Origin of the sequence: Pseudomonas sp. Au-Pse12, from assembly GCF_021341665.1 — a bacterium.
Lineage (GTDB): Bacteria > Pseudomonadota > Gammaproteobacteria > Pseudomonadales > Pseudomonadaceae > Aquipseudomonas.
Map to the genome: position 1 here is coordinate 68,537 of NZ_JAJTTH010000010.1, position 26,466 is coordinate 95,002.

A 26,466-nucleotide genomic window follows, 5' to 3' on the forward strand; every position below is an offset into this window, starting at 1 on the left:
CCCGCCGACGCTTTCCGAGCCCGCACCGACCGGGGCCGGGGGCGTATGGCAGGGCGAAAATGCATCTAGACGGTGCATCTAAATGGATACTCAAAAAGGAACCTAGAGTGAGAGTGATCTCGAAGTTGATGTTGTCCGGCGCAGCACTGGCCGTGCTGACGGGCATGAGCGGTTGCGCCACTGAAAGCTCGCGCGCCTTGCCGGTGGAAAAGGTCCAGAGCGCCAGCCAGGTGTGGACCGGGGCCCGGGTGCCCATGGCCGTGGGCAAGTTCGATAACCGCTCCAGCTACATGCGCGGGATTTTCTCCGACGGCGTCGACCGCCTCGGCGGCCAGGCCAAGACCATCCTCATAACCCACTTGCAGCAGACCAACCGGTTCAACGTGCTGGACCGCGACAACATGGGCGAAATCCAGCAGGAAGCGGCGATCAAGGGCCAGGCGCAGAAGCTCAAGGGCGCGGATTTCGTGGTCACCGGCGACGTCACCGAGTTCGGCCGCAAGGAAACCGGCGACCATCAGCTGTTCGGCATTCTCGGCCGCGGCAAGACCCAGGTGGCCTACGCCAAGGTGGCGTTGAACATCGTCAATATCAGCACCTCCGAAGTGGTCTATTCGACCCAGGGCGCCGGCGAGTACGCCTTGTCCAACCGTGAAGTGATCGGCTTCGGCGGCACCGCTTCCTACGACTCGACCCTCAACGGCAAGGTGCTGGACCTGGCCATGCGCGAGGCGGTCAACCGCATGGTCGAAGCCATCGATACCGGGGCCTGGAAACCCGGCCGCTGATCAACACTGCTAACAAGGAGACGTAAGCATGTTCAAGACCCTCACCGCGCGGCCACTGCTGGCCGGCGCCTTGCTGGGCTGCGTAATGCTGGCCGGTTGCAGCGGGCCGAAGACGCTGTACCAGTGGGAAACCTACCAGACCCAGACCTACGAATACTTCAAGGGCGAGGAAGCCCGCGAAGCCCAGGTCGAGGCGCTGGAGCGCGACCTGCAGAAGATCAAGTCCACCGGCAAGGCCGTGCCGCCGGGTTACCACGCGCACCTGGGTATGCTCTACGCGGGCCTGGGCAAGGATGACCAGATGGTGCAGCAGTTCAATACCGAGAAGGCGCTGTTCCCCGAGTCCGCCTCGTACATGGACTTTCTGTTGAAGAACGCCAAGCAGGGAGCCGCAAAATGAACTTCACCACCTTGCGCAACCTCCTGGGCCTGTTGACCGTCAGCCTGCTGGTGGGCTGCGCCGCGCCCAAGACCGTGGACTACTCGGCCTACAAGCAGGCCCGGCCGAAGTCGATCCTGGTGCTGCCGCCGCTCAATGAGTCGCCGGACGTCAAGGCCACCTACAGCATGCTGTCCCAGGTGACCTTTCCGCTGGCCGAAGCCGGTTACTACGTGATGCCGATTGCCGTGGTGGATGAAACCTTCCGCCACAACGGCCTGACCAACCCGGCGGACATCCATGGCCTGTCGCCGGCCAAGCTCAACGAGATCTTCGGCGCCGACGCCGGGCTGTACATCACGGTCAAGGAATACGGCACCAGCTACATGCTGATCAGCAGTGAGACGGTGGTCACCGCCAGCGCCACCCTGGTCGACCTCAAGACCGGCACCACCCTCTGGACCGGCAGCGCCCGGGCTTCCAGCGAGGAGGGCAACAACGGCAACAACGGTGGCCTGGTGGGCATGCTGATCACCGCCGCGGTGAAGCAGATCATCAACACCAGCACCGACGCCGGGCACCCGATCGCCGGCATCACCAGCCAGCGCCTGCTGTCGGCCGGGCAACGCACCGGCCTGCTGTACGGTCCGCGTTCGCCGAAATACGGCACCGACTAAGGGCCCGACAGAGGATCAGGGAGCGGGCAATCCGCTCTTTTCCAGGCGCCGCGCATCGGCGCCCGCCTGGACGTCCTGCCATCGCCTATTCTGTCTTTTCAGTCGCGCCGATGGCGTGCCCGGCCAACGCGCGCGCCACGATAGCGGCGCTCCAAAGCCCGGTGAAACCATCCGCGTGCGCGGTGCTCAAAGGCTCTGGAGGCTGCTTCGCCGCCTCTTGAAAATCCATGCTGTGCCACGTGTTGCGTAGAGTCCGTTCATGCCGTTTTTATCAGATCATCACGGGTGCCAGGGGTGGAAGGGCGAGATGGCCGAGCGCATCCGTGCCTTCGACTGGAGCGGTACCAGCCTCGGGCCGTTGCAGCACTGGAGCCACAGCCTGCGCAGCACGGTGCAGTTGATGCTCGGCTCGCCCATGCCGATGGTGATGCTCTGGGGCCCCCTGGGCTACATGATCTACAACGATGCCTATGCCGAGTTCGCCGGGGGCCGCCATCCCTATCTGCTGGGGTGCGCGGTGGAGCTGGGCTGGCCGGAGGTCGCCGAGTTCAATCGCGGGGTGATGAACACCTGCCTCAGTGGCGGCACCTTGTCCTATCGCAGCAAGGAGCTGGTGCTGCTGCGCAACGGGGTGCCGGAAGATGTCTGGATGGACCTCTACTACAGCCCGGTGGCGGGGGACGACCAGGCCCCGGCCGGGGTCATCGCGATTGTCGTGGAAACCACCGCCCATGTGATTTCCGAGCGCCGCCGGCAAGCCGCCGAGGCCGCCTACCGGGCGGAGAACGAGCGGGTCCAGCTGGCACTGAACGCCGGGGCGCTGCTGGGCTCTTTCGTCTGGGACGTCCAGGCCAACGTGCTGTCCAGCGACGAGCGTTTTGCCCGGACCTTCTGCTACCCGCCAGACCAGCCCCTGGACAACCTGCCGATCGACATCACCGAGAGTCGCATCCACCCCGACGACGTGTCGCGGATCAAGGAGCTGACTCACTACAGCGTGACCCAGGGCGGGCCCTACAATGCTGAATACCGGGTGCGCCGGGAGGACGGCAGCTACACCTGGGTGCTGGCCAGCGGCCGCTGCGAATTCGATGACAGCGGCCAGGCGTTGCGTTTTCCCGGGGTGCTGATCGATATCCAGGAACGCAAGATCGCCGAGGAGGCCCTGCGCCAGCTGACCCGCAACCTGGAGCAGCGGGTGCTGGAGGAGGTCAATGCGCGGCTCAGCGCCGAGGAGCAATTGCGCCAGGTGCAGAAGTTGGAGGCCATTGGCGGCCTGACCGGGGGCGTGGCCCACGACTTCAACAACCTGTTGCAGGTGATCGCCGGCAACCTGCACCTGCTGGCCCGCCACGAAGCGGACAACGCCAATGTGCAGCGGCGCAGCGCCGCGGCCCTGGCGGCCGTCGAGCGCGGGGCCAAGCTCTCGAACCAGTTGCTGGCCTTTGCCCGGCGCCAGCCGCTGTCACCGGCCAACTACCACCCACGGCACCTGCACGAGGGGCTGGGCGAATTGCTGCAACGGGCCCTGGGGGAAACCATTCACCTCGAGGTGCAATTGCCCGCCGACCCCTGGTGCATCCATGTGGATCGCAACCAGTTGGAAAACGCCGTGCTCAACCTGGCGATCAATGCCCGGGATGCCCTGGGCGGCGAGGGGCGGATTCTCATCAGTGCCGAGAACCAGGTGCTGGACCCGCGCTTCTGCGCCGGCAAGGGCATCGGCGCCGGGCAATACCTGTGCCTGAGCGTGGCCGACAACGGCCCGGGCATGTCCGCCGACGTGCTCAAGCAGGCTTTCGAACCGTTTTTCACCACCAAGGTCGACGGCCATGGCACCGGCCTGGGGTTGAGCATGGTGTTCGGTTTCGTCAAGCAGAGTGGCGGCCATATCGAGATTCTCAGCAGCCCGGGGCAGGGCACCCGGGTGCAGATGTACTTCGCCCGCAGCGTTGCGCCGCAGCCGCCCGCAGCGGCCCCGGCCCAGGGCCCGCGCGCGGGTACTGGCGAGGCATGCATCCTGGTGGTGGAGGACAACGCCGAGGTGCGCAGCGCCGCAGTGGAAATGCTCGAACACGAGGGTTACCGGGTGCGCACCGCCGCCAGTGGTGATGCCGCCATGCAACTGCTGCTGGAGGGGCTCAAGGTCGACCTGATCTTCACCGACGTGGTCATGCCCGGGCTGATCAAGAGCACCGACCTTGCCACCTGGGCCAAGACCCAGGCGCCGCCGATCGCGGTGCTGTTCACCTCGGGGCATACCCGCGACATGATCTCGCGCAACCACCAGCTCAACCCCGACACCCACTTGCTGAGCAAGCCCTACGGGCCCGCGGACCTGAGCGCCATGGTGCGTTCGGTGCTGGGGGCTTGAGCGAGCTGCAACCCCCGTGTGACGCCGCGCATGAAACTCCCCCGTGGTTGACGTCAAACGGGCGTCACACTTCTACGCTGCATGAAATTGAATGAACATTTACGATTTTCCTGCTGACCAATGACAGGGGCATCGACCGCCTGATCCCACAACAACCCACGTCGTCTTGCGCGGTTTTTCTCTCAACCTCTTTCTGGATGCTCCGCCGTGATCTCCACCGGCGGCCGGCGAACAGGTGGCCGCCAGTGAGGAGCAGAACCCTCTGATAAGCGCGTCGATCCTGCAAGCGGGCTTGCCGTGCCCGCTCAAGTGCATGGCCTTGTCTTGTGGCGAGGGAGCTTGCTCCCGCTGGGGTGCGCAGCGCCCCCGTCTACGGCCCGTGATTGTTTTCAGACATAGCGCGCCAGCAGGCTCTGCGCTTGCTGCGCACCGGAGCGCCGGCCGAGCGAACGGGAGCAAGCGCCCTCGCCACATGTTCCGTTCGCCCGTTCCAGTGTCCTGCATGGGGCTTGCCTTGGCCCTCGGACCTTGTGTGATGATCGCGCTTCGACAGTTCGCGGTTCTCGACATAAGGCTGGTTCATGACTTCTTCGCGTAGCCCATCCGATGCTTCCCCGGCGAGCCCTTCGTCCTTTCCAACCAGCGGTTTTGTCCGGGTGCGTGGCGCCCGCGAGCACAACCTGAAGAATGTCGACGTGGACATCCCGCGCGATGCGCTGGTGGTGTTCAGCGGGGTGTCGGGCTCGGGCAAGTCGTCCCTGGCGTTCTCCACCCTGTATGCCGAGGCCCAGCGGCGCTATTTCGAATCGGTGGCGCCCTATGCCCGGCGCCTGATCGATCAGGTCGGGGTGCCGGATGTCGACCGCATCGACGGCCTGCCACCGGCAGTGGCCCTGCAACAGCAGCGTGGCACCCCCAGCACACGTTCGTCGGTGGGCAGCGTGACCACCTTGTCGAGCCTGGTGCGCATGCTCTATTCCCGGGCCGGCAGCTACCCGCCGGGGCAGCCGATGCTGTATGCCGAGGACTTTTCACCGAACACGCCCCAGGGCGCCTGCCCGCAGTGCCACGGCCTGGGCCGGGTGTATGAGGTCGATGAAGCGAGCATGGTGCCCGACCCTTCGCTGAGCATCCGCCAACGCGCCGTGGCCGCCTGGCCCCTGGCCTGGCAGGGGCAGAACCTGCGCGACATCCTGGTGACCCTGGGCTACGACGTCGACATCCCCTGGCGCCAGTTGCCGAAAAAACAGCGCGACTGGATTCTCTTCACCGAGGAAACCCCCACGGTGCCGGTGTACGCCGGGCTGACCCCGGAACAGACCCGCGAGGCCCTCAAGCGCAAGCAGGAGCCCAGCTACATGGGCACCTTCAGCGGCGCCCGGCGCTATGTGCTGCACACCTTCACCCACACCCAGAGCGCGCTGATGAAAAAGCGCGTGTCGCAGTTCATGCGTGGCAGCCTGTGCCCACTGTGCGAGGGCAAGCGGCTCAAGCGCGAGGCCCTGGCGGTGACCTTTGCCGGGCTGGATATCGGCGAGCTGGCGCGCTTGCCGTTGCTGCAACTGGCCGAGGTGCTGCGGCCGGTGGCCGCCGCGGCTTACCTGGAACAGGCGGCCGTCGATGCCCCGGTGCTGAGCCATGCGCAGACCCGCGCCGCACGCCAGCAGCGGCATGCCCAGGGCGCCCCGGAGCATCGCGGCGCGCCGGATGTGCGGCACACACCGAACCTGTCCCTGGAAAAACGCCTGGCCGCGCAGCGCATCGCCCAGGACCTGCTGGAACGGGTCGGCACCCTGACCGATCTGGGGCTGGGCTACCTGGCCCTGGAGCGCAGCACGCCGAGCCTGTCCAGCGGCGAGTTGCAACGCCTGCGCCTGGCGACCCAGCTGGGCTCGCAGCTGTTCGGGGTGATCTACGTGCTGGACGAACCCTCGGCGGGCCTGCACCCGGCGGATGCCGAGGCCCTGTTCGACGCCTTGCAGCGGCTCAAGGCCGCCGGTAATTCACTGTTTGTGGTGGAGCACGATGTGCAGACCATGCGCCGCGCCGACTGGCTGGTGGACGTCGGCCCGGCCGCCGGGGAGCGCGGTGGCCAGGTGCTGTACAGCGGGCCGCCAGCGGGGTTGGCCGGGGTGCCGCAGTCGCAGACCCGGGCCTACCTGTTCCCCGACCAGCCCCCGGCCCGGCGTACCCCGCGTTCGCCCCAGGGCTGGCTGCGCCTGGCCGGCATCCGCCGCAACAACCTCAAGGACCTGGACGCCGCGTTTCCCCTGGGCTGCTTCACTGCGGTGACCGGGGTTTCCGGCTCTGGCAAGTCGAGCCTGGTGAGCCAGGCCCTGCTGGAGCTGGTGGGCGCGCACCTGGGCCAGGCGGCGGGCCGTGACGAAGCCGTGGAGTTGGACCTGGAAGACGACGCGCCGCAGAGCAGTGGCGGTCGGGTCGTGGCCGGCATGGAGCAGATCAAGCGCCTGGTGCAGGTGGACCAGAAACCCATCGGTCGCACCCCGCGTTCCAACCTGGCGACCTACACCGGGCTGTTCGATCAGGTGCGCAAGCTGTTCGCCGCCACCCCCCAGGCCCGGGAGCTTGGCTTCGATGCCGGGCAGTTTTCCTTCAACGTGGCCAAGGGCCGTTGCCCGGCCTGCGAGGGCGAGGGGTTTGTCAGTGTCGAGCTGCTGTTCATGCCCAGCGTGTTCGCCCCGTGCCCGACCTGCCATGGCGCGCGCTACAACCCCCTGACCCTGGCCGTGACCTGGCAGGGCCTGAACATCGCCCAGGTGCTGCAATTGAGTGTCGAGCAGGCCTTGCCGGTGTTCGCCGAGCACGCGGGCATCCGCCGCGCCCTGCAAGTGCTGCATGACATCGGCCTGGATTACCTGCGCCTGGGCCAGCCGGCCACCGAGCTGTCCGGCGGCGAAGCGCAGCGCATCAAGCTGGCCACCGAGCTGCAACGCAATGCCCGGGGCGCCACCCTGTACGTGCTGGACGAGCCCACCACCGGCCTGCATCCACGGGATGTCGAACGCTTGCTGGAACAGTTGGACAGGCTGGTGGCGGCGGGGCACAGCGTGGTGGTGGTCGAGCATGACATGCGCGTGGTGGCCCAGGCCGACTGGGTCATGGACATCGGCCCGGGCGCGGGCGACCAGGGCGGCACCCTGGTGGCCTGTGGCACGCCGGAGCACGTGGCCCGGCAGCGCAACAGCCGTACCGCCGCGTTTCTGGCCCAGGCCCTGAGCGGAAATTGATCCAGGGCAGGGGCGGGCGACGAACGGTTACCGCTGGTCTGATTGGCGGTCGACAGACCCGGGGGGCGAAGGCCATTCTGAGCATCGGCAGGGGCGTAACCGCGTCCTTGCTGCCATCAACCACGGAGGTGTTCCATGCCGGTGACCCACGACCTTTACCAGGACCTGAGCTGCAGTAAAGAAGACATTCAACAGCGCCGGGCCAGTGACCCGCACCTGAATGCGCTGTTCGACAAATACAGCCTCGTCGACGACCAGGTGCTCAAGGCCGAAGCTGCCGCCGCCGCAGACGACGAGTTGAAGAAACTCAAGGAAAAGCGCCTGCTGATCAAGGATGAAATCTCCGAGAAGCTCACCGCCCGCTCCTGACCTCCCCTGTGACAACGGCCCCTCGCCGTAGCCAGGACAGTTCGCTGTGCCAAGGAAGCGGGTTGTGGCGACTGAGCTTGCTGTGGCGAGGGAGCTTGCTCCCGCTGGGCGGCGCAGCCGCCCTAACCCCCGCCAGTAACCCCATCCTCAAGGCGCCAGCGCCTCCTTCAGCGACAGCCGCGCCATGTGCCTGGCCGTCAGCGACCCCAGGTACAAGGCATCGCCATATTCGCGCACCGTGGTAATCGGCGAGTAGTTGCCGCTGCTGGCGTCCTGCAGGTTGGCGATCACCCGGCCCTGGGTATCCAGGCCCAGCACAAAACCGCGCTTCTCCACCGGCTTGGGCAATACCGTCATCGCCCGCACCAGCATCTTGCGGACCAAGGGGTAGGGCGCCGTGCCGTCGAGCAACGGGTTGCGCGGCGCATACAGGGCCACCCAGAAACGCTCGGCGCCATTGAAGCTCAAGTTGTCCGGCAGCCCCGGCAGATTGTCGATGAACAGGTCATGGCTGCCGGCCTTGTCGCCCTTGAGCCAGTAGCGGCTGATGCGGTAGGCGCCGGTTTCATTGACCAGCACATAGGCCTCGTCCGGCCCCAGGGCAATGCCGTTGGCGAACTCCAGGCGCTCCAGCAGGACCTCGGTCTTGCCGCTCTGGAAGTCGTAGCGCAGCAGGCGGCCATCGGCGCCGTGCTCGATCACCGCTTCGCCGTCATGGCCGTAGCCCCAGCGGCTGCTGGCGTCGCTGAAGTAGGCGTAGTGGCCGGCGGCGTCCACCGCCACATCGTCGGTAAAACCGAATGCCAGGCCATTGGCCGCGGTGCTCAGGGTCTGCAACTGGCCCTGGCTGTCCAGGGCCAGCAGGCCCTTGATGGCGTCGGCGATGATCAGGCGCCCGTCCGGGTGCCGGGCCAGCCCCAGGGGCCGGCCGCCGGTATTGACCAGCACCTTGAGGCTGCTGCCGTCGAGGCGGGTCTGGATCACCCGGCCGTCATGCAGGCCGCTGATCAGTTGGTCCTGTTCCAGGATCAGGGCTTCGGGGCCGTCGATATCCCGGGCACCCACCGGTTGCAGCGCCTTGAGTTTCTGGTTCTCGGCGAACGCGCCCTGGCTCAGGGACGGTGCCGGCGCCGGGTGCCAGGCCACCGGCTGGACCCGGGTCGGCATCAGCAGCAGGAAGGCCAGGATGGCCAGCAGCACCAGCAGGACAATCCGCGTGGCGCTGAAACGTCGAGGGGCAATCTGATTCATGCAATGACTCCTGTCAGGGTCGGCTTCAGGACGAACGGGGGGCCGCATCGGCGGCGTGCAGCGGGATGGCTTGCTGGGCCATTTTGCACAATGCCAGCAAGGACGCGGCAGATTCCCGTTCTATCCGTCGCTTGAATAGCAGCTGATTGCCCAGGCGCATCAGGCGGTTGTCAAAGCGATATTCCAGGGTCCGCACAAAGCGCGTGCGCGCGGCCCCGAGCGGCTGGCACTCATAGCTCAGCTGCAAGTGCAGGCCATGCTCGCCCCGGGCGCTGGCGCGCCAGCGATGCCCCGGCAGGTACTCCTCGACCCGCCAGCGCAGGTGACCGCTGCGCCCGCCGGCATGGATGTCTTCCTCGAAACCCTGCCCGGCGAACAGCGGCCCATCGTCGCCCAGCACCTGCAACGAGGACGGATGCCATTGCGGCCAGCAGCGTGGACTGGCGGCATAGGCCAGGGTGGCCGCGGCGCTGCGAGGGATATCGACCTGATGCTGCATGCGGGTCATGGACCTGGTCGGGTCGAAGGCGGCCGCCGCGAGCGATGATTCTTCGGGTTGCCAGTACAAGGTGCCGAACAGCCAGTCCATCAGCGGCAGGACAATGTTGAAATTGCGCTCCTGCATCAGCTCGCGGCGGTGATGCAGCTCGTGCAGGCGGCGCATCTGCCGCACCCAGGGCAAGCGCGCCAGGGGGTGGTCGGCGGGCAAGTGCTCGCAGGCATGGAAGGCTTCATAGGCCAGGTAGCCGATCAGGGTGCAACTGGCGAACAGCGCCGCCACGTTGCCGTTCCACAGGCGCAGCAACGCCCACAGCGGCAGGGCGAAGAGCAGGCTGTGAACCACGATCAGCCAGGCCGGAAACAGGATCACCCGCCAGTCCCGGTAGCCTTCGTAGGCCATCAGCCCGGGGGCGAAGAAACTGTGGTGGTCGCCGGTATGGCGGGCATAGAACAGCCGCGCGAAGCGGCGCTTGTGATGCCCCAGCCAGCGGTGCACCACGTAGATGCACAGGTTGAAGAACAGCAGCGCCAGCGGCACCGCCAGCCATTCCAGAGGCTGCACCTGGCGCAGGGTGCTGCACAGCAGGGCGATGCACAGCAAGCCATAGGCCAGGACAAAACCGCCGTGCAGCCAGGGGTTGTAACGCGGATTGACCGCGGCTCGGTAGTGCTCGCGAAAGTGTTCGATGGTGTCTCGCACGACGCTGTTCCTGTTGTTGTTTTTGTCGGCTGCAGCGTAGCCGTCGTCCCTTTATCCAGCCAATGGGCAGGGGGCTATGGGCAAAAACTCATGAGGCAAGAAGACCGATAGCCGTGCACAATCGCGCCTTTTTACGCTTGCAAGGGCCTGCGCCATGACTGAGGTTCGTTACCCGCGCTTCAAGGTGTTGATGATTTTTATCCTGTGTCCCCTGGTGCCGGGTTTTGTCGCCGGGCTGATCAATAGCGTGCTGATGGTGGCGCACATAGCGACTCATCCGCGGCTGATCGGCGAGGTGCATGGCGCCGAGATCCTGCTGATGCCGTTGCTGACGCCGCTGGTGGCGGTCCTGGTGTTTTTCCTGCCGTTGCTCGGGCTGGCGTTGGGAGTGTCCCTGCTCAAGGTCAGGCGCTCGGCGCGCAGCTGCAATGCCCTGGCGCTGCTCGGCGCTGTGCTCGCCACCGGCTGGGTATCGCTGTTTATCCGTGAGGTGGTCACGCACAGCGAAAGGGCCCGCTATGACGACTACTGGCTGGGGTTGTTCCTGGTGTTCCTGGCCGCGCTCGTCACCTGCTGGTCGACGGCGCGGCTGTTTCTGCCGCAGCGCCTCCAGGAGCCACGTTCATGAGCCTGGCCGGGCAAGGTCGGTTCCGGCGTGCCAGTGCCAAGGTGGGTCAATGGAATGTCTTTTTTCAATGGAGTGATAACCGATGAAGAACCTGTCGTTGATCGTGGAAGCGCTGGGGCAGGAACAGGCCACCCGGCTGGTCTGTACGCTGGCGATTGGCTTGTTGACGGCGTTTCGCCGCGAGTCCATCACCCTGGATGAGGCCGAGTGGATCCTGTTCCGGCCGGCGACCGCGCACACGCTGCAGCTCAAGGGGCTGTCGCCCGAGCTGTGCAGCCTGATCATGGAAGGCTGCGAACTGGAGGACACGCAGAGCCTGTGGCCAGAACGCCTGGACGCCACTGCGCAGGGCTTGATCGAGCGCTTTGCCGCGATCCTGCAAAGCGATCCGGGCTATGCCCAGAGGGCCAACGAAAAACTTCAGCGGGAACGTCTGTACCGCATCCGTTAGTCCGCTTCCCGCCATCCCCTCGTGACCTGTCGACCACCGCTGCGATGCGGGTATGAAGCGCAAAGGCTCTGCCCCCATGAAAAAAGCCACCGGTGCGGGCTTCTGAGTTGTTGCAGGCCCCGTGGGCCAAGGCTTTCGGGCCGATCGAGGCGGGTGGTCTTGGTGGCTGTCCGGCTGGTAATCAAGAACCCTCTTGGTCGAGGCTGAGAGCTGTCCTATCTCATTCATGCGTTAGCGTTTGTAGGCTTTCTGAGCCTTGAGGAATAAGGCAAATGTCAAACACGAGATAGGTATAAAACTAATGAAATTCATCAAGTCTGCATTGGCTGTCGCCGTGTGTTGTGTCGCTGTCCAGGCCATGGCGGCAGACGGCGAAATCAACTTCACCGGTTCGATCACTGCCAATACCTGTTCGGTGAATGTCGGCGACCTCAACGGTGGTGCCGGCACCAATGTTTCCCTGGGCAACGCGCCGTCCCTGTCGCTGAAAAAGGCCGGTGACACCGCCGGTGCCGGCTCCTTTGCCCTGACCCTGAGCGCGCCCGCGGTGGCCGAAGGTGGAACCGACCACTGCGTGCTGACCGGCAAGACCGCCACCGTGCGCTTCCTTAGCATGCACGGCGCGGCCGGCCCGAACGGCGAATGGCTGGCCCTGGAAGGCGCAGGCGGCGCGGGCGTGGCCAAGAACGTCGCGGTACAGATCCGTGACGCCAAGGGCATGGATGTGCAACTGGGCCGGGCTTCCAGTGAATACGCGGACCTGACCCAGCCGATGCGCTTCACCGCGAACTACATCGCCACCGGCGAAGCCACCCCGGGTACCGCCAACGCCAAGGCGTCCTTCAGCGTCGACTACAAGTAAGCGCGTACCCACCGGGGCCCGGCCGCACAGGCTGCGGCCGGCCCCGGCATGCCCCGTCTCCTCCCAGGTTCTAAGCCGATATGAATATTCCCCTTCGCTTGCGCGGTGCTTTGCTCTGCGCGTCTTTGACCCTGCTCTGGCCGCTGCCCCAGGCATCCGCCGGGATCATGCTCAACGGTACGCGGATCATTCTCAATGCGGATGAACGCAGTACCTCGACCGTCGTTTCCAACCTCACCAGCAGCGATTACGCGGTGCAGACCTGGGTCAATGACGCCGCGGACAGCAAGGAGCGGCTCAGCCCCTTTATCGCCATGCCCGCGCTGTTCAAGGTGCGCGCGGGGGAGGAACAGGTGGTGCGCATCATCAAGACCCCCGGGCAACTGCCGGAGGACCGGGAGTCGGTGTTCTATTTCAACGCCCAGGAAATCCCGGTGCTGCAGCAACAGCAGGAGAACGCCCTGAAGGTGGCGGTGCGCACTCGGGTGAAGCTGTTCTACCGGCCCGGCAACTTGCCGGGAACTGCCCAGCAAGCCCCCGGCCAGCTGTCCTGGAAACTGCTGAAACAGCCTTCGGGAACGGTCTTGCGGGTCACCAACCCGAGTGCCTACCACGTCACCTTCATTGGGATCCGGGTGATGGAGGGCGGCAGCGCCATCGAATTGCAGGACGTCGACATGGTGGCCCCCAAGTCCTCCCAGGACTACCCGCTGAACCACAGGTTCAAGTCCGGCACGGCGACGGTCGAATTTTCGATCATCAATGACTACGGCGGTTACAGCGACCCGTTGAAGTCCAGTGCCACGTTCTGAGTCGATGGCGTATCCAGGGAATGCAAGGCGCGCAGCCACGGAGAGTGTCGAGGTCAGGATGTGTGTAGGTTTTAGAACGATAGCCAATGGTTTTGCCGGGTCACTGTTGCTGGTGACCCTGAAGAGCGCCGAGGCCGCCGCCGCTCAGTTCGACACTGGGTTCGTCGCGGATTTTGCCGGCGACGCCGCGCTCAAAAGCGACCTTGAAGCCATGCTTCATGAGCAGGACGTCGGCCCGGGCCGTTACCTGGTGGGGATCAACCTCAATCGCGACTATTTCGGCCAGCGCGAAGTCAGCTTCGTCGCCGGGGACGCCGCGCTCAAGGCCTGCCTGCCGCAAGCGCTGCTCAGCGAAATGGGGGTCAAGCTGCCTCCTTTGCAAACCCCGGGCATCGATGAGCAATGCCTGGACCTGCCGGCACTGGTGGAGGGCGCCACGGTGCGGTTCGACAGCCGGCAACTGAAGCTGGACATCAGCGTGCCGCAGATCTCCATGGACCGTGATGCCCGCGGCTACGTGGCGGCCGAGGAGTGGGACAGCGGGGTCAATGCCGGCTTTCTCAACTACCAATTCTCCGGCTCCCAGAGCAAGAACCCGCAGCGCAGTGCGGCCAACTACAACCTCTACCTCAATGGCGGACTCAACCTGGGGGAGTGGCGCCTGCGCTCCAGTTCGTCGTATCGCAAGGACGGCACCTGGGAGCGCGCCGCGACCTATGTGCAGCGTGATTTGCCGGGCACCCTTGGCAGCCTGACCCTGGGGGAAAGCGTGACCCCGGGTGACACCTTCCAGAGCGTGCCGTTTCGCGGCGTGCAACTGGCCAGCGATACGCAGATGCTGCCCGACTCGCTGCAGGGCTATGCGCCGGTGATTCGTGGCGTGGCCCAGACCCAGGCGCGGGTCGAGGTCCGCCAGCACGGCTATTCGCTGTACAGCACTTTCGTCTCCCCAGGGCCTTTCGAGATCCGCGACCTCAACGCCGCGTCCGGCAGTGGCGACCTGGAGGTGATCATTACCGAGGCCGATGGCACCGAGCGGCGCTTCATTCAGCCTTACGCAACCCTGGGCAACCTGCTACGCGACGGCACCTGGCGCTACAGCGTCAGCGCCGGCCAGTACCATGAGCCTAACGTGCAGATCGACCAGCCGACTTTCACCCAGGCGTCCCTGGCCTATGGCTTGCCCCGGGACTACACGCTGTCCCTGGGCGGGCTGCTGGGGGAGGGCTATCGGGCCTATCAAGTCGGCGTGGGCAAGGGCCTGGGCAGCTTCGGCGCTTTGTCCCTGGACGTGACCCAGGCGGCCACCGATACCCGCCGGGAGTCCGTCAGCGGGCAGAGCTACGGCCTGCGCTATGGCAAGGCATTCGCCACCGGCACCAACCTGCGCTTTGCCGGCTATCGCTATTCGACCCCGGGTTATCGGGATTTCAGCGAGGCCGTGAGCCAGAGCACCTGGAGCAGTGATATCGGTGAATACAGCGCCTATCGCCGGGTCAGCCGGCGCAGTCGGCTGGAGGCCAACCTTTCCCAGGCTTTTGCCGACAGCACATCGCTGTACCTGAACCTGTCGCAGCAGGATTACTGGAACTCCTCGCACCAGCAGCGCCAGTTGCAGTTCGGCATCAGTGGCCAGGTGCAGCGGGTCAACCTGTCGCTGTACGCCAGCAAGAGCCTGAGCGCCAGCGATAACGAAGGCGTGCAGCTGGGCCTGAGCCTGAGCTTCCCGCTGGGCCGGCAGAACGCCAGCGTCAGCCTGGAACGCAACGCCGACGGCAGCCAGGATCAGCGCCTGGGCCTGAGCGGCCTGGCGGGGGACTACAACAACCTCAACTACAACCTGGACATGCTGCGCAGCGAGCGCTCGGCCAACACCGGCTCGGCCTCCGTCGGCTATCGCGCGCCCTGGGCCAACATCAATGCCGGCCTGAGCAGCAGTAGCGCCTACAAGAGCGCCAACGTCGGCATTTCCGGCTCGGTGCTGGCCCATGCCGGCGGTGTGCAACTAGGCCAGAGCCTGGGCGAAACCATGGCCCTGGTGGAGGTCAAGGACACTCCCAATGTGGGGGTCAACAACGCCCCGGGCACCTTTACCAATGCCCAGGGCTACAGCCTGGTGCCCTATGTGCAGCCGTACCGGCGCAACCGCATCAGCCTGGACACCAGCAAGCTGGACGCCAACACCGACATCGACAGCGGCGTGAGCACCGTGACCCCGCGGCGCGGCGCGGTGGTGCTGGCGCGCTTCAAGGCCCGGCACACCGAGAAGGTGCTGGCCAGCGTGACCCTGCCCGGTGGCGCGGTGGTGCCTTTCGGCGCGGCGGTGTTGGAGGCCGGGCAGAAGGTCAACGCCGTCGGGCCGGCGGGCCAGGTGTTGCTGTCGGTGGGCGAGGGGCGTGACTTCCGCCTGGTCTGGGGCAACGGGCCGGATCAGCAGTGCCGCTTCACCCTGGACCTTGAACAGGCCCGGGAGCAGGAAGGGTTCAAGGTGGCGGATGTGCGCTGTACGGTGCCGGCCCGCTAGTTGCCCGTGCCGTGGATCGAAACAGCCCGCCAGCGTACGCTTGCGGGCTTTTTCGTGCTGGCGCCAAGGCTCAGTGCGGGTGGGCGGAGGCCGCCAGGGTGGTGTTGAGTTTATCCATCAGCTCGCGCAGCTGATTGCACAGATGGCTGAGGGTGCCGGCGCTGGCGTTGTCGGCCAGGGCTTGTTCCAGGGTTTCGCACAGCCGCAGCAGGGCCTCGGACTGCATCATCTGCGCCGAGCTTTTCAGCTTGTGGGCCAGGTTGGCCAGGTGCTTCAGGTCGAGGCGGGCCATGGCGTCCTCCAGGGCCTGCACATCCTGCTGATTGCACAGGATCAGGTTGCCCAGCAAGCTGCGGCGCTTGGCTTCCGGCAGGTTGAAGCGCTCCAGCGCCGCGCCCCCGTCCTCCATCGCCTCGCGCACCGGGCTCTCGGTGAACACCGGCACGTAGCGGGCCAGCTTCGAGACGCTCAGGGGCTTGAGCAGGCACACATTCATCCCGGCGCCGAGCGCCGCCTGCATGTCTTCGCTGCGGGCGCTGGCGGTGGTGCCGATGATGGTGCACGGGCGCATGCGCATGTGCTGCTCCAGGCGGCGGATCTCTTCGGTCAGGCCGATGCCGTCCAGCTCCGGCATGTTGCAGTCGGTGATGATCAGATCGACCTCGCTGTCCTCCCAGATGAACAGCGCCTCAAGCCCATCGTGGGCCAGGATCGGCTGATGCCCGAGCAGTTCGATCTGCTCCTTGAGCAGGGTCAGGCTGGGCAGGTGGTCCTCGACAATGAGGATGTTCAGGCGCCGCTGGCTGGGCGCCGCCGGTTCGCTCGCCGGCAAGGGCTGCGGGGTTTCGCCGGCCGTCGCCTCCTTGGCGCAGGCGGTCAGGGTCATGGTGGTGCCTTGGCCCGGGGTGCTGTCCACCAGCAGGTCGCCGTCGATGATCCGGCTCAGTGACTGGCAGATACACAGGCCGATGCCAGCGCCACTGTTGCGGTTGGCGGTGACCCGCGAGAACGGCGTGAACAGGCTGGCCATGTCGGCCGGATCGATGCCCGGGCCGGTGTCCTGCACGCTGATGGAGAAGGCGAAACGCTGTTCGCCCAGCGCCACGCCCTGGACCCGCAGGGTGATACCGCCACTGTCGGTGAACTTGATCGCGTTGCTCATCAGGTTGGACAGGATCTGCTTGATCTTCAGCCGGTCCAGGCGCAGCGGCAGGTCGGCACAGGCATCGAAGTGGGTGCTGATCGACAGCCCCTTGCGGCTCGCCAGGCTGTCGAAGATCGCCAGGATCGCGGTCACGATCTGCCGCAGGGTGCAGGTTTCCAGGTGCACGCGGGTCTGCCCGGATTCGATGCTGGAAATGTCCAGGATGCCCCCCAGCAGTTCCAGCAGGCTGACGGCGGCCTCATGGGCGAATTGCAGCGATTCGAGGTTCTTGTCCTGGGGCGCCTTGCGGGTCAGCACCAGCTCCAGCATGCCGATGATGGCGTTCATCGGGGTCCTGATCTCGTGGCTCATGGTGGCCAGGAAAGTCGACTTGGCGCTGTTGGCCCGGTCCGCGGCTTCCTTGGCCTGGCGCAGCTCTTCGAGGATGCGCAGGCGGTCGCCGATATCCAGCCAGCCACAGACCACGCCGAACACCTGCTGCTGGTCGTCGCGCAGCGGCTGAACCCAGTGGTAGATCTCCAGGGTCTGGCCGCCCAGGGGCAGGGCCTGGTCGCGGGCAATGGCGCTGCCGGTCTGCACCACCTGCTCATAGTCCTGCTGCCATTGATTGACCACGCTGCGGCCGAGCAGCGCGTCGAGGACCTGGCTGTTGGTGCTGGACGTGGCGCCCGGGGCGAAGGTCTGTGCGTAGGGGGTGTTGAACAGCAAGAGCGCGCCTTCACGGTCACGCACATAGATCGGGTGGGGAATGCTGTCGACGATGTTCTGGATCAGGCTCAGGCGTTCCTGCAATTGCTTGCGCACGATGGATTTCTTGAAGATCAGCTTGCGCAGGTAGAGGATCCAGATGCAGGTGGCCAGGAGCAGGATGAACGAGACGCTGAGCACCTGGTAGACCCGCAGGGTCACCTGTTCCCAGTACACGTTGTCGGTGGCGGCGTTGGCCCGCCAGCGCCCGGAAATGGCCGCGGTCTCGCTCGGGGAAATGCGCAGCAGGGCCTTTTCGATGATGGAGATCAGCACCTGGTTCTGTGGCTGGCCGGCGATGCCGATCCGGGCGTTGATGCCCTTGAGCAGGCCCGAGGCTTTCAGGGCGTCTTCGTACTTGTACGACAAGTAGTATCTAGCTTGATTGGTCGAAGTCAGGGTGAAGTCGCTGTCACCGTCGCGAACCATGTTCAATGAGTCGGCAAGGTTGTCAGTGACATGGATTTTCAGGTGGGGATAGTGCTCGCGAATATGTTCGAGTAGAGCATCGGATCGGGGTAGGGCGATGCTTTGGGATGCATCGTCACTGAGGGTAAAGTCCTCGGTGCCTTCGTTCTTGGTGATCAGTAAGTAAGGGGTGGTGATGATCGGTCGGGTAAACAGGTACTTGCGATCTCGCGAGTCGGTCTCCGACATGATGCCCAAGTCGACTTCGCCCTTGTCGAGTAACTCTATGGCCTTGTGCACCGAGCGAGTGCGAATGATCTCCAGGCGCAGCCCGGAGTTGAGGCGCACCAGTTCCAGAATGTCTGACATGGTGCCGCCGAATTGGCCACTGTTGTCGAATAGCGCATAGGGTGCCAGGTCTTCGCTGACGGCGATTTTGAACACCTGCTTGCTGCTCAACAGTTCTTTTTCTTCGCTATTGAGCACGCTGATGAACTCGTCATCACTGCACTTGAGGGTCACCACCCACCAATTGACCATCCTGATGATCTGGCAACGACTGCGTGATTGCAGTTGCTGATTGAGAATGGAGGCGAGGTGAGAGTTCTTTGGCGTGAAGGCAAAGCCTATGTGCGCTTCTATGCCGTTGACACTGATGTTGGTGACCAACTGATTGTTGAAACTCTGGTTCAGCAGATAGTTGGTGCTGACGGTATCCCCCAGATAGGCCTGCGCCTGTCCTTTCAGTACCGCGGCAATAGCGTCATATGGGGACTGGTAGTTTTTGATGGTCGCGCTGCGAAATATCTTGAAGGTGTTCTTGTCAATGAAGCCGTCATCGGTGGATGAAATCTCAGACGCCGGGTCACGCAAGTCGATTTCCAGCAGGCTGCCGGTTGTGGAGTACAGCGCAACTTGGGTGTAAGCGTAGGCCGCGGTTACCCCCACTCCATACCCTTGCGCCTCTGGTTGGGTCGTTGCGTCAACCAGGTCGATTTGTCCGTCCTTGAGTGCCTCGAATGCGCGCTTGCGGTCCGGGTAGCGAATAATCTCGAACTTGATGTTCAACGCTTTTTCCAGCGCCAGCAGGTTTTCCGCCAAGATGCCCTGCAGCTCGTTCTTCTCCATGAATATGGTCAGCGGCGGGTAGTCGGGGCTGGTAATGCCAAGTCTTATGGCCTTTTTTCTAGCCAGCCATGCTTGATCTTCGGGGCTGACCTTGGCGGTAAATTGCAGTTCTTGGCCGCGAGAGGATAAACGTAAAGTATCAGTGTCTTGAGCAAAACCGCTGGAGGAAGCGAGTGCGACACAGAGCAGTATGAAAACAGTCAGCAGGATGGATTTCATATGGCTGGAGTTAGACCAGATTCATTTCTTTGGCGATCTCGGCTAGTTCGAATGTGGTACGTACTCCCAGCTTGCGCAGGAGGTTGATCTTATGCCCACTGACGGTCTTGTTGCTCAAGTGCAAGCGCTCGCCGATGGCTACGTTATTGAGCCCCTGAACCAGTAGTTGCAGGACTATCACCTCTTTGTTGGTCAGCCTTTGCGCGTGGGATTCATTGCCGTGGCCGTACTCCATATAGTGGGCTAGTACTTCCTTGGGGAAATACAGGTAACCATCATTAATCGTATTCAAGCCCTTTATCAGTTCATCCATGTTTGCGCTTTTATTGATGAAACCAGAGGCTCCGGCTTGCATGCAGCGTGCCGCATAGGTGCTGGCCAACTGCGAAGTGAAAACCAGGGTCTTGACCTTGAGACTCTCCGAGTTGATGCGTTGTAGCACCGATAGTCCATCTAGGCTGCCGAGACCGATGTCCAGCAGGAGGTACGCCGGGGCAAGACTGCGTATTTTAGCTAGTGCGTCCAAACCGTCGATTGATTCGCCGACTACCTGATAGCCGTTTTGCTCTAGCGTGGCTCTAATCGCACCACAAATGATGGGGTGATCGTCCACGATGAGTACAGTTTTGCTCATGGCTTCCTCATTCTGATCATTAATTTTGCGCGCTTATAACTTTACGCGATAAGTGACTAGTTCAGAGCGCAGATTATACCCTCGGAGGGCTTCTGACCGGTGATTTGGCTTGGGGCTCAAGCAATTTTTAAGAATGTTCTTGGTTTTGTGTGGAGATCTTTCGCAGGGAGGATGTTCAGGGTTTTGCGTTTCTAGTGGTGTTTCGATTTGCCTGAATAGAATAAGAAAGTGTGTTTTACAGGACATGTTCACTGGTTGTTAGTTTGGTTTTTATTGCGGGTTGGAACGTTCTTAATATTCTGGCCGATCGCTAATGACCTGGCTGCGTTGTTGCCCCGCCAATGATTGCTGTTCTGAGTTCAGTACACTGGCAGCATCAGTGCTTGGAAAGATTCATGTGACAGGCGTGAAGTTTTATTTCTATTTCCTTGCATACCTTGTGGTTTCTCTTTGGTTGGCCAATAACCTTGCACTTTTTGTGTCTTAATCGGTCTTGGTGGGTATCAAGAAGTTTCTTGATCGTCTTCGGGACGCGCCTTAGATGAATGGGAGAGTTTCCTCTGGACAATGAATGCCGATGCCGTCAAGCAGAGTGTTTCAAGAATTTTGCGTGCATTGGATTTTTGTTGTTTTCGATTACCAAAACAAGGAAAAGAAATGAACTTCAAAAAGTTGTCATTGGCTGTTGCTGGCGCATTTGCACTTTCTATTGGCAGTGTGGCTGTGCAAGCAGCAGGAGGCGGGAAAGTTAACTTTGAAGGTTCGGTCATTGATGCTCCTTGCTCCCTGAGTGCAAAAAGCGTGGACCAGACTATTCGCCTGGGTCAGGTCTCTAATAAGGCGCTGGCTAATAATGGCGTCTCGGAAACTGAAACCTTCAATATTGAACTGCTGCAGTGCGATATCGCCACGTTAAAGAAGGTCAGGGTGACGTTTGGCGGTGATATCGATACCACCGATCCTACCTTGCTGGCAGTTTTGGGCAAGGTCAGTGGCGCGGGCATTGAACTGACCAAGGGTAATCAGGTGGTCAAGCTTTACGAACCACTGTCTGCGCAAACATTGATGGCGGGGGATAACACCCTCACCTTTGGTGTGCGCCTGAAAGGTACTGCTGCCAAAGATGAGTCGGTTACAACCGGCAAGTTCACGGCGACGACCAACTTTCAGTTGGCCTATGAGTAAATACCCGGAAACGTCACCTAGGGGCTGTCTTTTAGTGTCGGCTGTATCGGCTCTGAATATTGATACGACTGAAAACTCAGCCCAGGTGGGTTTCTGATTTTAACGCTGCCCTCCTTAATTGTTTTTGTCGAATAGACGCAGTGTATTTGGGGAGGGCGGTGCTTTGGGCTGGCAGAAATATCAACCTGAGTCTGGTCCTGGGCGGTCGATACAGGGTTTTCATCGACTGACCTTTGGTATTGGCAACCTATGAACGCTAGCAAGACAGCATTGTTGGCGACTGCGGTGACAATCTGTTTTTCTTATTGCGATGTTTCGTTGGCAGTCGATTTCAACCTTGAAGTAATGGATGTGGACGATCGGGGGAAAATAGACTTATCGCACTTCAGTGCGGCGAATTATATTCCTCCTGGCAAGTACATCATGAGCATACGAGTGAATGATCGGAAGCTCGCGGAGCGGAGTTTGAACTTTTATCCCGCAACAGAGGATGAGAGAGCAACGCGCGCCTGTGTTCCAGCCGAGCTCGTAAGCAAGTTGGGTCTGAAACAGGATGCTCTGGAAGCGCTAGGGCACTGGCATCAGCAAGAGTGCGTCGACTTGGAGAGCCTGTCTGGAGTGACGCTAAGGCCGGATATGCGCAATTCAACGTTGCTGATCACTATCCCTCAGGCCTGGATAGAGTACTTCGACCCGAACTGGAGTTCGATGGATGAGTGGGACAACGGCATTGCCGGTGCCTTGCTTGATTACAGCGTCAATACATCCATCAGCAAGCACCAGGGTTCTGGAGGCTCCCAACAAACAAGTGGTAACGGGACGGCGGGCGTCAATATCGAAGCCTGGCGGTTGCGAGGGGATTTTCAGGGCAGCCACCAACGCAGCAATGGCTATAGCTCAAGTGATTTTACCTGGACCAATCTCTATGCCTTTCGTCCCATTCCCAGTCTTGGGGCGAAGTTGCAGGTCGGTGAGAACCAGCTGAATTCGAATCTGTTCGACTCGTTTCGCTACATGGGGGTCAATCTGGTCACTGACGATCAAATGTTGCCGCCCAACTTGCGTGGTTACGCACCGGAAGTTTCCGGGGTGGTGGACACCAGTGCGCGCGTCACCGTGAAGCAGGGCGAGCGAGTGCTATATGAAACGATCGTGCCGCCAGGCCCGTTTCGTATCCGCGACCTCAACAGTGCGGTGAGCGGCAAGCTGGATGTGGAAATCACTCAAGACGACGGTCGGGTTCAGCGCTACCAGATGGAAACCGCCAACCTTCCGTACCTGAGCCGTCCTGGCCACTTTCGTTACAACCTGACGATGGGTCGGCCCTCGAACCATGACCGGGAAATGACCGATCCGCTGTTTCTCAACGGTGACCTGTCGTGGGGACTCAACAGCGACTGGTCGGTATTTGGTGGCGCGCTGATAACCAGCGGTTACACGGCTCTGGCCACTGGCCTGGGGCGAAACCTGCATCAATTCGGAGTTGTTTCGCTGGATATCACCCACGCAACCGCTGAAGTGCCCAAGGCGGGGCGCTACAACGGCAGTTCTCTGAGGCTCAACTATGCGAAGAGGTTCGACGAATACAACAGCGAGATTACCTTTGCCGGTTACCGTTTTTCGCAACGAAACTTCATGAGCATGGATGAGTTCATCCGGTCTCGCGACGAACACATGACGATCCGCAACAGCAAGGCTGTCTATACGGTATTGGCCAACAAATCCTTTATCGACCTCGGGTTCAGCGGTCACCTTTCCTACACCCGCGAGGATTACTGGGAGCAGAAATCCACCGAGCGTTTCAGCACTTTTCTAAGTCGCTACTTCGACATAGGCAGGATGAAGGGGGTCTCCGCGACACTGGCGCTCAGTCATTCCCGGTCATCTCTGGAAAAAGACAGCAGCCTGTCTTTATCGGTATCCGTGCCCTTCGGCAACGGCCAACGCATCGGCTACGACACGTTTGCCAGTCGGGACAGCATTCGGCACGGCGCCAGTTATTCAAAGTATGAGCGGGAGCGGAACTACCTGGTGAGTGCCAATACAGGAGGTGGCGGCGACGGTGTCCAGGGGTATTTCAACCAGCGCGGATCAATGGCGGATGTCAGCATGAACGGTAGCTACCAGGAGCAGGGCGGGCAAAGCCTGGGGCTTTCCCTGCAGGGGGGCGCCACTGTCACGGCGCAGGGCGCAGCCTTGCATCGGTCAGCCTTCAATGGCGCCTCGCGGATCATGCTCGATACCGATGGCATTGCCGATGTGCCATTGCAGAACGGTTCGACCTACACCAACGCCATGGGCATCGCGGTGCTACCGGTGGTCAACGATTACTACCGCACCGACGTGCGCATCGATATGAACAAGCTGGCAGACGACATGGAGGCCCGCAAGTCGGTGACCGAAGCCACCTTGACCGAGGGAGCCATCGGCTATCGAAAACTCTCGGTGATCCAGGGCGCCAAAGCAGTAGTCACTATGAAAATGCCCGACGGCAGCTATCCGCCCTTCGGTGCAAGTGTTTATGACGCACAGGGGCGCGAAGTGGCGATCGTCGCCGACAACGGTTTTGCCTACCTGACGGGGATCACTGCTGATTCGGTGTTTGAAGTCAGATGGGGGGCAAAGAAACAATGCCAGGTGATGGCCCCGAAACAACTGACAGCCGAGCAGCGCTATGAATTGTCATGCACTCCCTTCCAGTAAATAGAGCACTTGTCATGTATATGTTTGGTTTTAGTTATGTACTCCTGATCGCCCTGTCGATGCTGCCTTTTTCTCCGGCGCAGGCGGCGGTGTCACTTGATCGAACCCGGGTGATTTTTGATGGGGGTAATAAGTCAGTCAGCTTGAATATTCGAAATGATAATAAGGAAATGCCGTATCTGGCCCAGGCTTGGGTAGAAAATGAGCATGAGAAAAAAGTCTCGGGACCGATTATCGTCCTGCCTCCGCTACAGCGTCTGGAGCCGAACTCGGGTGGTCAGGTAAAGCTGGTAAAGTCCCCGGAGATCGAAAGCCTGCCCAAGGACCGCGAGTCGCTGTTTTACTTTAACTTGCGAGAAGTGCCGCCGCGCAGTGAACAAGCCAATACCATGCAGATTGCATTGCAGACAAAAATCAAGCTGTTCTACCGGCCCGCAGCGATAACTCCCCGTGAGGGCGAAGTGTGGCAAGAAAAATTGAACCTTATCAAGTCTGCGGGGCATCTTCGTCTGGAGAACCCGACGCCTTATTACGTAACTATTGTTGATCTGCGAGATGCTGCAACCCGGCCAGGGACCACTGAGTTTTCCGCTGTCATGCTGGCACCTTTCACCTCTCAAGAGTTAAAGGCGCCAGGTGCGGCAATTACCCATCCGGTACTGACTTATGTCAGCGACTATGGTGGCTATCAGGAACAGAAGTACGCATGCGCTGCATCAACATGCCAGATGCTGACGGGCAAACAGTAATCTCATTATCCCGGGCAGACCCTGTCCTGCTTTATCAAGGTTGATGTAATGAAACTTACAGCTGGGCAGGCGTTATTTGGTATTGGCTTGTGCGCTTTTAGTCTCCTGTCTTGTGCCGAGGATTTGATCATTGATTTTTCTGGTGTACTGGTGGCACCCACCTGCGAGTTGATCATTGAGAATGCAGAACAGACCGTGGTCCTTGGGGAGTACAACAAGAGGGAACTGCTGGGAATGGAAAGAACCGCTGGAAAGCCTTTTCATATTGATATTCAGACCTGCCCGACTGCCAGTAAGGTGAGTCTGGTTTTCAAGGGGCTGGAAGCGTCGCAGTTACCCGGTGCCCTGGCTGTTGGAGGAGACGCCTCGGGGATTGCCATCGCAATAGAAAGTACTGCGGGTGAGCAGATAAAGATCAACTCCGACACTATCGAGTACGTTGTGGTTGGCGGCGCGAGTGAGCGATTATCCTTTAATGCTTATCTGTTACCGCTTCAAGGGCAAACGATCACAGTCGGTCAATTCTCTTCTTTTGTAAGTTTCGAGTTGACCTACCCATGAGTACCGAGAACAGGCGGCGTAGCCATTTTTGGGGCGGTGTTCTGGGCATGGCCTTGTGCCTGTTGCCGGGCGCTCATGCAGGGGCCGTTGAGGTGGGCAGGTCGGCAGTGACGATCTCTGGAACCATCATGAAGCCGGCCTGCAAGATAAACTCCACTGGAAATAATATTAATTTCGAACGTGTGGATGTATCAAAAATCTCCCAGGGAGAATACAAACAGGCCATCAACATGGATATAAAGTGTGGCAGTGGGGAAGTATCAATTTTGTTGACGCTAACCGCCGTCAACGGGTTTTCATCGGATGTTATTAAGACCAGCGTCGACGGTCTTGGGATCAAGATAGTTCGGGTTCGCTCTAACCTGGTATGGCTGCCCAATAGCAGTGTTGAATCTTCTACTTCTGCCAATAATTCAATTGAAGCGGAATTGGTCGCGCAGCCTGGCGTTGAATTGAAGTTGGGTGGGTTTTCTGCAGTTGCGACTATTTCTGCTGTGTACCATTGAACGTGGGAGTGGTTGATATGAAAGCGTTAAGGGCTGCATTGTTGCATGGGGTGGGCCTGGTTTGCGCTTTCTCCGCGTTTTGGACGACGGTGGCCAATGCTGCCCTGTTTATTGAGTATGAAGAGCGAGATAAGGCTTACGCTGTAAAGGGCAATATTGATGAGGGGGTGTATACGGTCACCTGGGAAAGCAAAACGACTATTCCATACTCGCGAAATATTATTTGGCCGACTCGTGACGGCGTTTATATGATCGTTACCTATATGGAGATTGGCGGAAACTTCTTTCCCTCGTTCGATCCGGTTTTTTTACGCAAAAGTCTGGCTCAGACTGAGGTCCCGGACGGAAAGTTGCCAGCGATACTGAATGAAAGTTTCGAGCTGTTTGGTGGTGGTTATACGCTGAAATTTCTGGAAGGTAATCGCGTTGATACCGTATCGTTCATGGTCTGTGACTATAGAAGAAATAAAGCAACCTGGCCCTGTAAGGGCGCAAGATCTGGCAGTGCTGGCATTACCTTGCCGCCGCCTGTTGTACCGGCATTGACTTGTAGTATTTCAAGCTCCATTGAGTTGCAGCATGGAGATCTTTCCATGGACTCAGTGGAAGGAGATCGCTCAAGCACTACAGCGTATGTTTCATGTAATCGCGAGGCGAAGGTTTCAGTTGCTGCCGCGCCTCATACTCAGGGAATTGTCGAGTTGACGGGGGTTAGCGGGTTGCGCTCGGAGCTGAGCATAAATGGTACGGGGGGTGGGCAGAAAGTCTCGATGACGGCCAATACATTTTCTACAGCAGTGCGTGTTGAGCCGGTGCTGCACACAGATGGCGCTGTTACTGCCGGAGTCTTTCGTGGCGGTTCGTATCTGGTACTTTCAATTCCTTGAGGGCAGGTTA

The 26,466-nt window shown here is 61.1% G+C and carries 22 protein-coding genes; 17 read left to right on the forward strand and 5 right to left on the reverse strand.

All coding sequences use genetic code 11. The features are described 5' to 3' along the window. The first annotated feature begins 128 nt into the window (after positions 1–128). The 3 genes from LXM55_RS25135 to LXM55_RS25145 are packed head-to-tail and all read left to right on the forward strand — an operon-like array spanning position 129 to position 1,844. Positions 129–788: a CsgG/HfaB family protein gene (locus tag LXM55_RS25135; RefSeq protein WP_233323005.1), complete on the forward strand. Its 660-nt coding sequence runs from the start codon at positions 129–131 to the stop codon at positions 786–788. Between the two features lie 28 nt (positions 789–816). Then, positions 817–1,188 carry a DUF4810 domain-containing protein gene (locus LXM55_RS25140; RefSeq protein ID WP_233322854.1) on the forward strand — a complete coding sequence of 124 codons (372 nt, stop codon included), beginning with the start codon at positions 817–819 and terminating at the stop codon, positions 1,186–1,188. Next, a complete protein-coding gene (locus LXM55_RS25145; protein ID WP_233322855.1) occupies positions 1,185–1,844 on the forward strand; it encodes a DUF799 domain-containing protein in 660 nt (219 codons plus the stop codon). The genes LXM55_RS25140 and LXM55_RS25145 overlap by 4 nt, the downstream gene beginning before the upstream one ends. Before the next feature lie 85 nt (positions 1,845–1,929). Here the strand turns inward: LXM55_RS25145 and LXM55_RS25150 are convergent, their stop codons facing one another. Continuing rightward, positions 1,930–2,073 (reverse strand): hypothetical protein, encoded by a 144-nt coding sequence (locus LXM55_RS25150; RefSeq protein ID WP_233322856.1) that lies wholly within the window; start codon positions 2,071–2,073, stop codon positions 1,930–1,932. Between the two features lie 30 nt (positions 2,074–2,103). On the opposite strand from LXM55_RS25150, the gene LXM55_RS25155 reads away from it, so the two are divergent. The 3 genes from LXM55_RS25155 to LXM55_RS25165 all read left to right on the forward strand — a co-directional run bounded on the left by LXM55_RS25155 (position 2,104) and on the right by LXM55_RS25165 (position 7,835). Continuing rightward, complete coding sequence (locus LXM55_RS25155; RefSeq protein WP_233322857.1) at positions 2,104–4,218, forward strand: hybrid sensor histidine kinase/response regulator; 2,115 nt, start codon at positions 2,104–2,106, stop codon at positions 4,216–4,218. A gap of 581 nt (positions 4,219–4,799) precedes the next feature. Beyond that, positions 4,800–7,466, forward strand: coding sequence for an ATP-binding cassette domain-containing protein (locus tag LXM55_RS25160; RefSeq protein WP_233322858.1), 2,667 nt, complete (start codon positions 4,800–4,802; stop codon positions 7,464–7,466). Positions 7,467–7,601: 135 nt separating this feature from the next. Beyond that, positions 7,602–7,835 carry a DUF465 domain-containing protein gene (locus LXM55_RS25165; RefSeq protein ID WP_233322859.1) on the forward strand — a complete coding sequence of 78 codons (234 nt, stop codon included), beginning with the start codon at positions 7,602–7,604 and terminating at the stop codon, positions 7,833–7,835. A 147-nt stretch (positions 7,836–7,982) separates the two neighbouring features. On the opposite strand, the gene LXM55_RS25170 is transcribed toward LXM55_RS25165, so the two are convergent. Further along, the gene (locus LXM55_RS25170; protein WP_233322860.1) at positions 7,983–9,086 is read right to left on the reverse strand and encodes an SMP-30/gluconolactonase/LRE family protein; all 1,104 of its coding nucleotides are present in this window, start codon (positions 9,084–9,086) and stop codon (positions 7,983–7,985) included. A gap of 25 nt (positions 9,087–9,111) precedes the next feature. After that, the gene (locus tag LXM55_RS25175) at positions 9,112–10,287 is read right to left on the reverse strand and encodes an SRPBCC family protein (RefSeq protein WP_233322861.1); all 1,176 of its coding nucleotides are present in this window, start codon (positions 10,285–10,287) and stop codon (positions 9,112–9,114) included. 154 nt (positions 10,288–10,441) lie between these two features. Between LXM55_RS25175 and LXM55_RS25180 the strand changes: the two genes are divergently transcribed. From LXM55_RS25180 to LXM55_RS25200, 5 genes are all read left to right on the forward strand, one after another. Next, complete coding sequence (locus LXM55_RS25180; RefSeq protein WP_233322862.1) at positions 10,442–10,915, forward strand: hypothetical protein; 474 nt, start codon at positions 10,442–10,444, stop codon at positions 10,913–10,915. A gap of 82 nt (positions 10,916–10,997) precedes the next feature. Further along, entirely contained in the window at positions 10,998–11,366 is a 369-nt protein-coding gene (locus LXM55_RS25185; RefSeq protein WP_233322863.1) for a DUF3969 family protein, read from the forward strand. Positions 11,367–11,667: 301 nt separating this feature from the next. Next, positions 11,668–12,228, forward strand: a complete 561-nt coding sequence (locus tag LXM55_RS25190) for a fimbrial protein (RefSeq protein WP_233322864.1) — start codon at positions 11,668–11,670, stop codon at positions 12,226–12,228. Positions 12,229–12,308: 80 nt separating this feature from the next. Further along, positions 12,309–13,040, forward strand: a complete 732-nt coding sequence (locus tag LXM55_RS25195; protein ID WP_233322865.1) for a fimbrial biogenesis chaperone — start codon at positions 12,309–12,311, stop codon at positions 13,038–13,040. Positions 13,041–13,098: 58 nt separating this feature from the next. Continuing rightward, the gene (locus tag LXM55_RS25200; protein ID WP_233322866.1) at positions 13,099–15,564 is read left to right on the forward strand and encodes a fimbria/pilus outer membrane usher protein; all 2,466 of its coding nucleotides are present in this window, start codon (positions 13,099–13,101) and stop codon (positions 15,562–15,564) included. A gap of 70 nt (positions 15,565–15,634) precedes the next feature. Here LXM55_RS25200 and LXM55_RS25205 read toward each other — a convergent pair whose 3' ends face one another. After that, a complete protein-coding gene (locus tag LXM55_RS25205; RefSeq protein ID WP_267924572.1) occupies positions 15,635–19,231 on the reverse strand; it encodes an ATP-binding protein in 3,597 nt (1,198 codons plus the stop codon). Between the two features lie 10 nt (positions 19,232–19,241). Then, entirely contained in the window at positions 19,242–19,865 is a 624-nt protein-coding gene (locus LXM55_RS25210; protein ID WP_233322868.1) for a response regulator transcription factor, read from the reverse strand. A 567-nt stretch (positions 19,866–20,432) separates the two neighbouring features. Here LXM55_RS25210 and LXM55_RS25215 point away from each other — a divergent pair. The 6 genes from LXM55_RS25215 (at position 20,433) to LXM55_RS25240 (ending at position 26,456) form a co-directional block, all read left to right on the forward strand. Next, entirely contained in the window at positions 20,433–21,050 is a 618-nt protein-coding gene (locus LXM55_RS25215; protein ID WP_233322869.1) for a fimbrial protein, read from the forward strand. A gap of 249 nt (positions 21,051–21,299) precedes the next feature. Next, positions 21,300–23,753 (forward strand): fimbria/pilus outer membrane usher protein, encoded by a 2,454-nt coding sequence (locus LXM55_RS25220; protein ID WP_233322870.1) that lies wholly within the window; start codon positions 21,300–21,302, stop codon positions 23,751–23,753. 14 nt (positions 23,754–23,767) lie between these two features. Next, on the forward strand, positions 23,768–24,502 hold the full coding sequence (locus LXM55_RS25225; RefSeq protein WP_233322871.1) for a fimbrial biogenesis chaperone: 735 nt from the start codon (positions 23,768–23,770) through the stop codon (positions 24,500–24,502). A 48-nt stretch (positions 24,503–24,550) separates the two neighbouring features. Then, on the forward strand, positions 24,551–25,063 hold the full coding sequence (locus tag LXM55_RS25230) for a fimbrial protein (RefSeq protein ID WP_233322872.1): 513 nt from the start codon (positions 24,551–24,553) through the stop codon (positions 25,061–25,063). Further along, the gene (locus tag LXM55_RS25235) at positions 25,060–25,569 is read left to right on the forward strand and encodes a fimbrial protein (protein ID WP_233322873.1); all 510 of its coding nucleotides are present in this window, start codon (positions 25,060–25,062) and stop codon (positions 25,567–25,569) included. Before LXM55_RS25230 ends, LXM55_RS25235 begins: the two co-directional genes overlap by 4 nt. Positions 25,570–25,586: 17 nt before the next feature. Then, complete coding sequence (locus tag LXM55_RS25240) at positions 25,587–26,456, forward strand: MrpH family fimbial adhesin (protein ID WP_442799786.1); 870 nt, start codon at positions 25,587–25,589, stop codon at positions 26,454–26,456. The last annotated feature ends 10 nt before the right edge of the window (positions 26,457–26,466 follow it).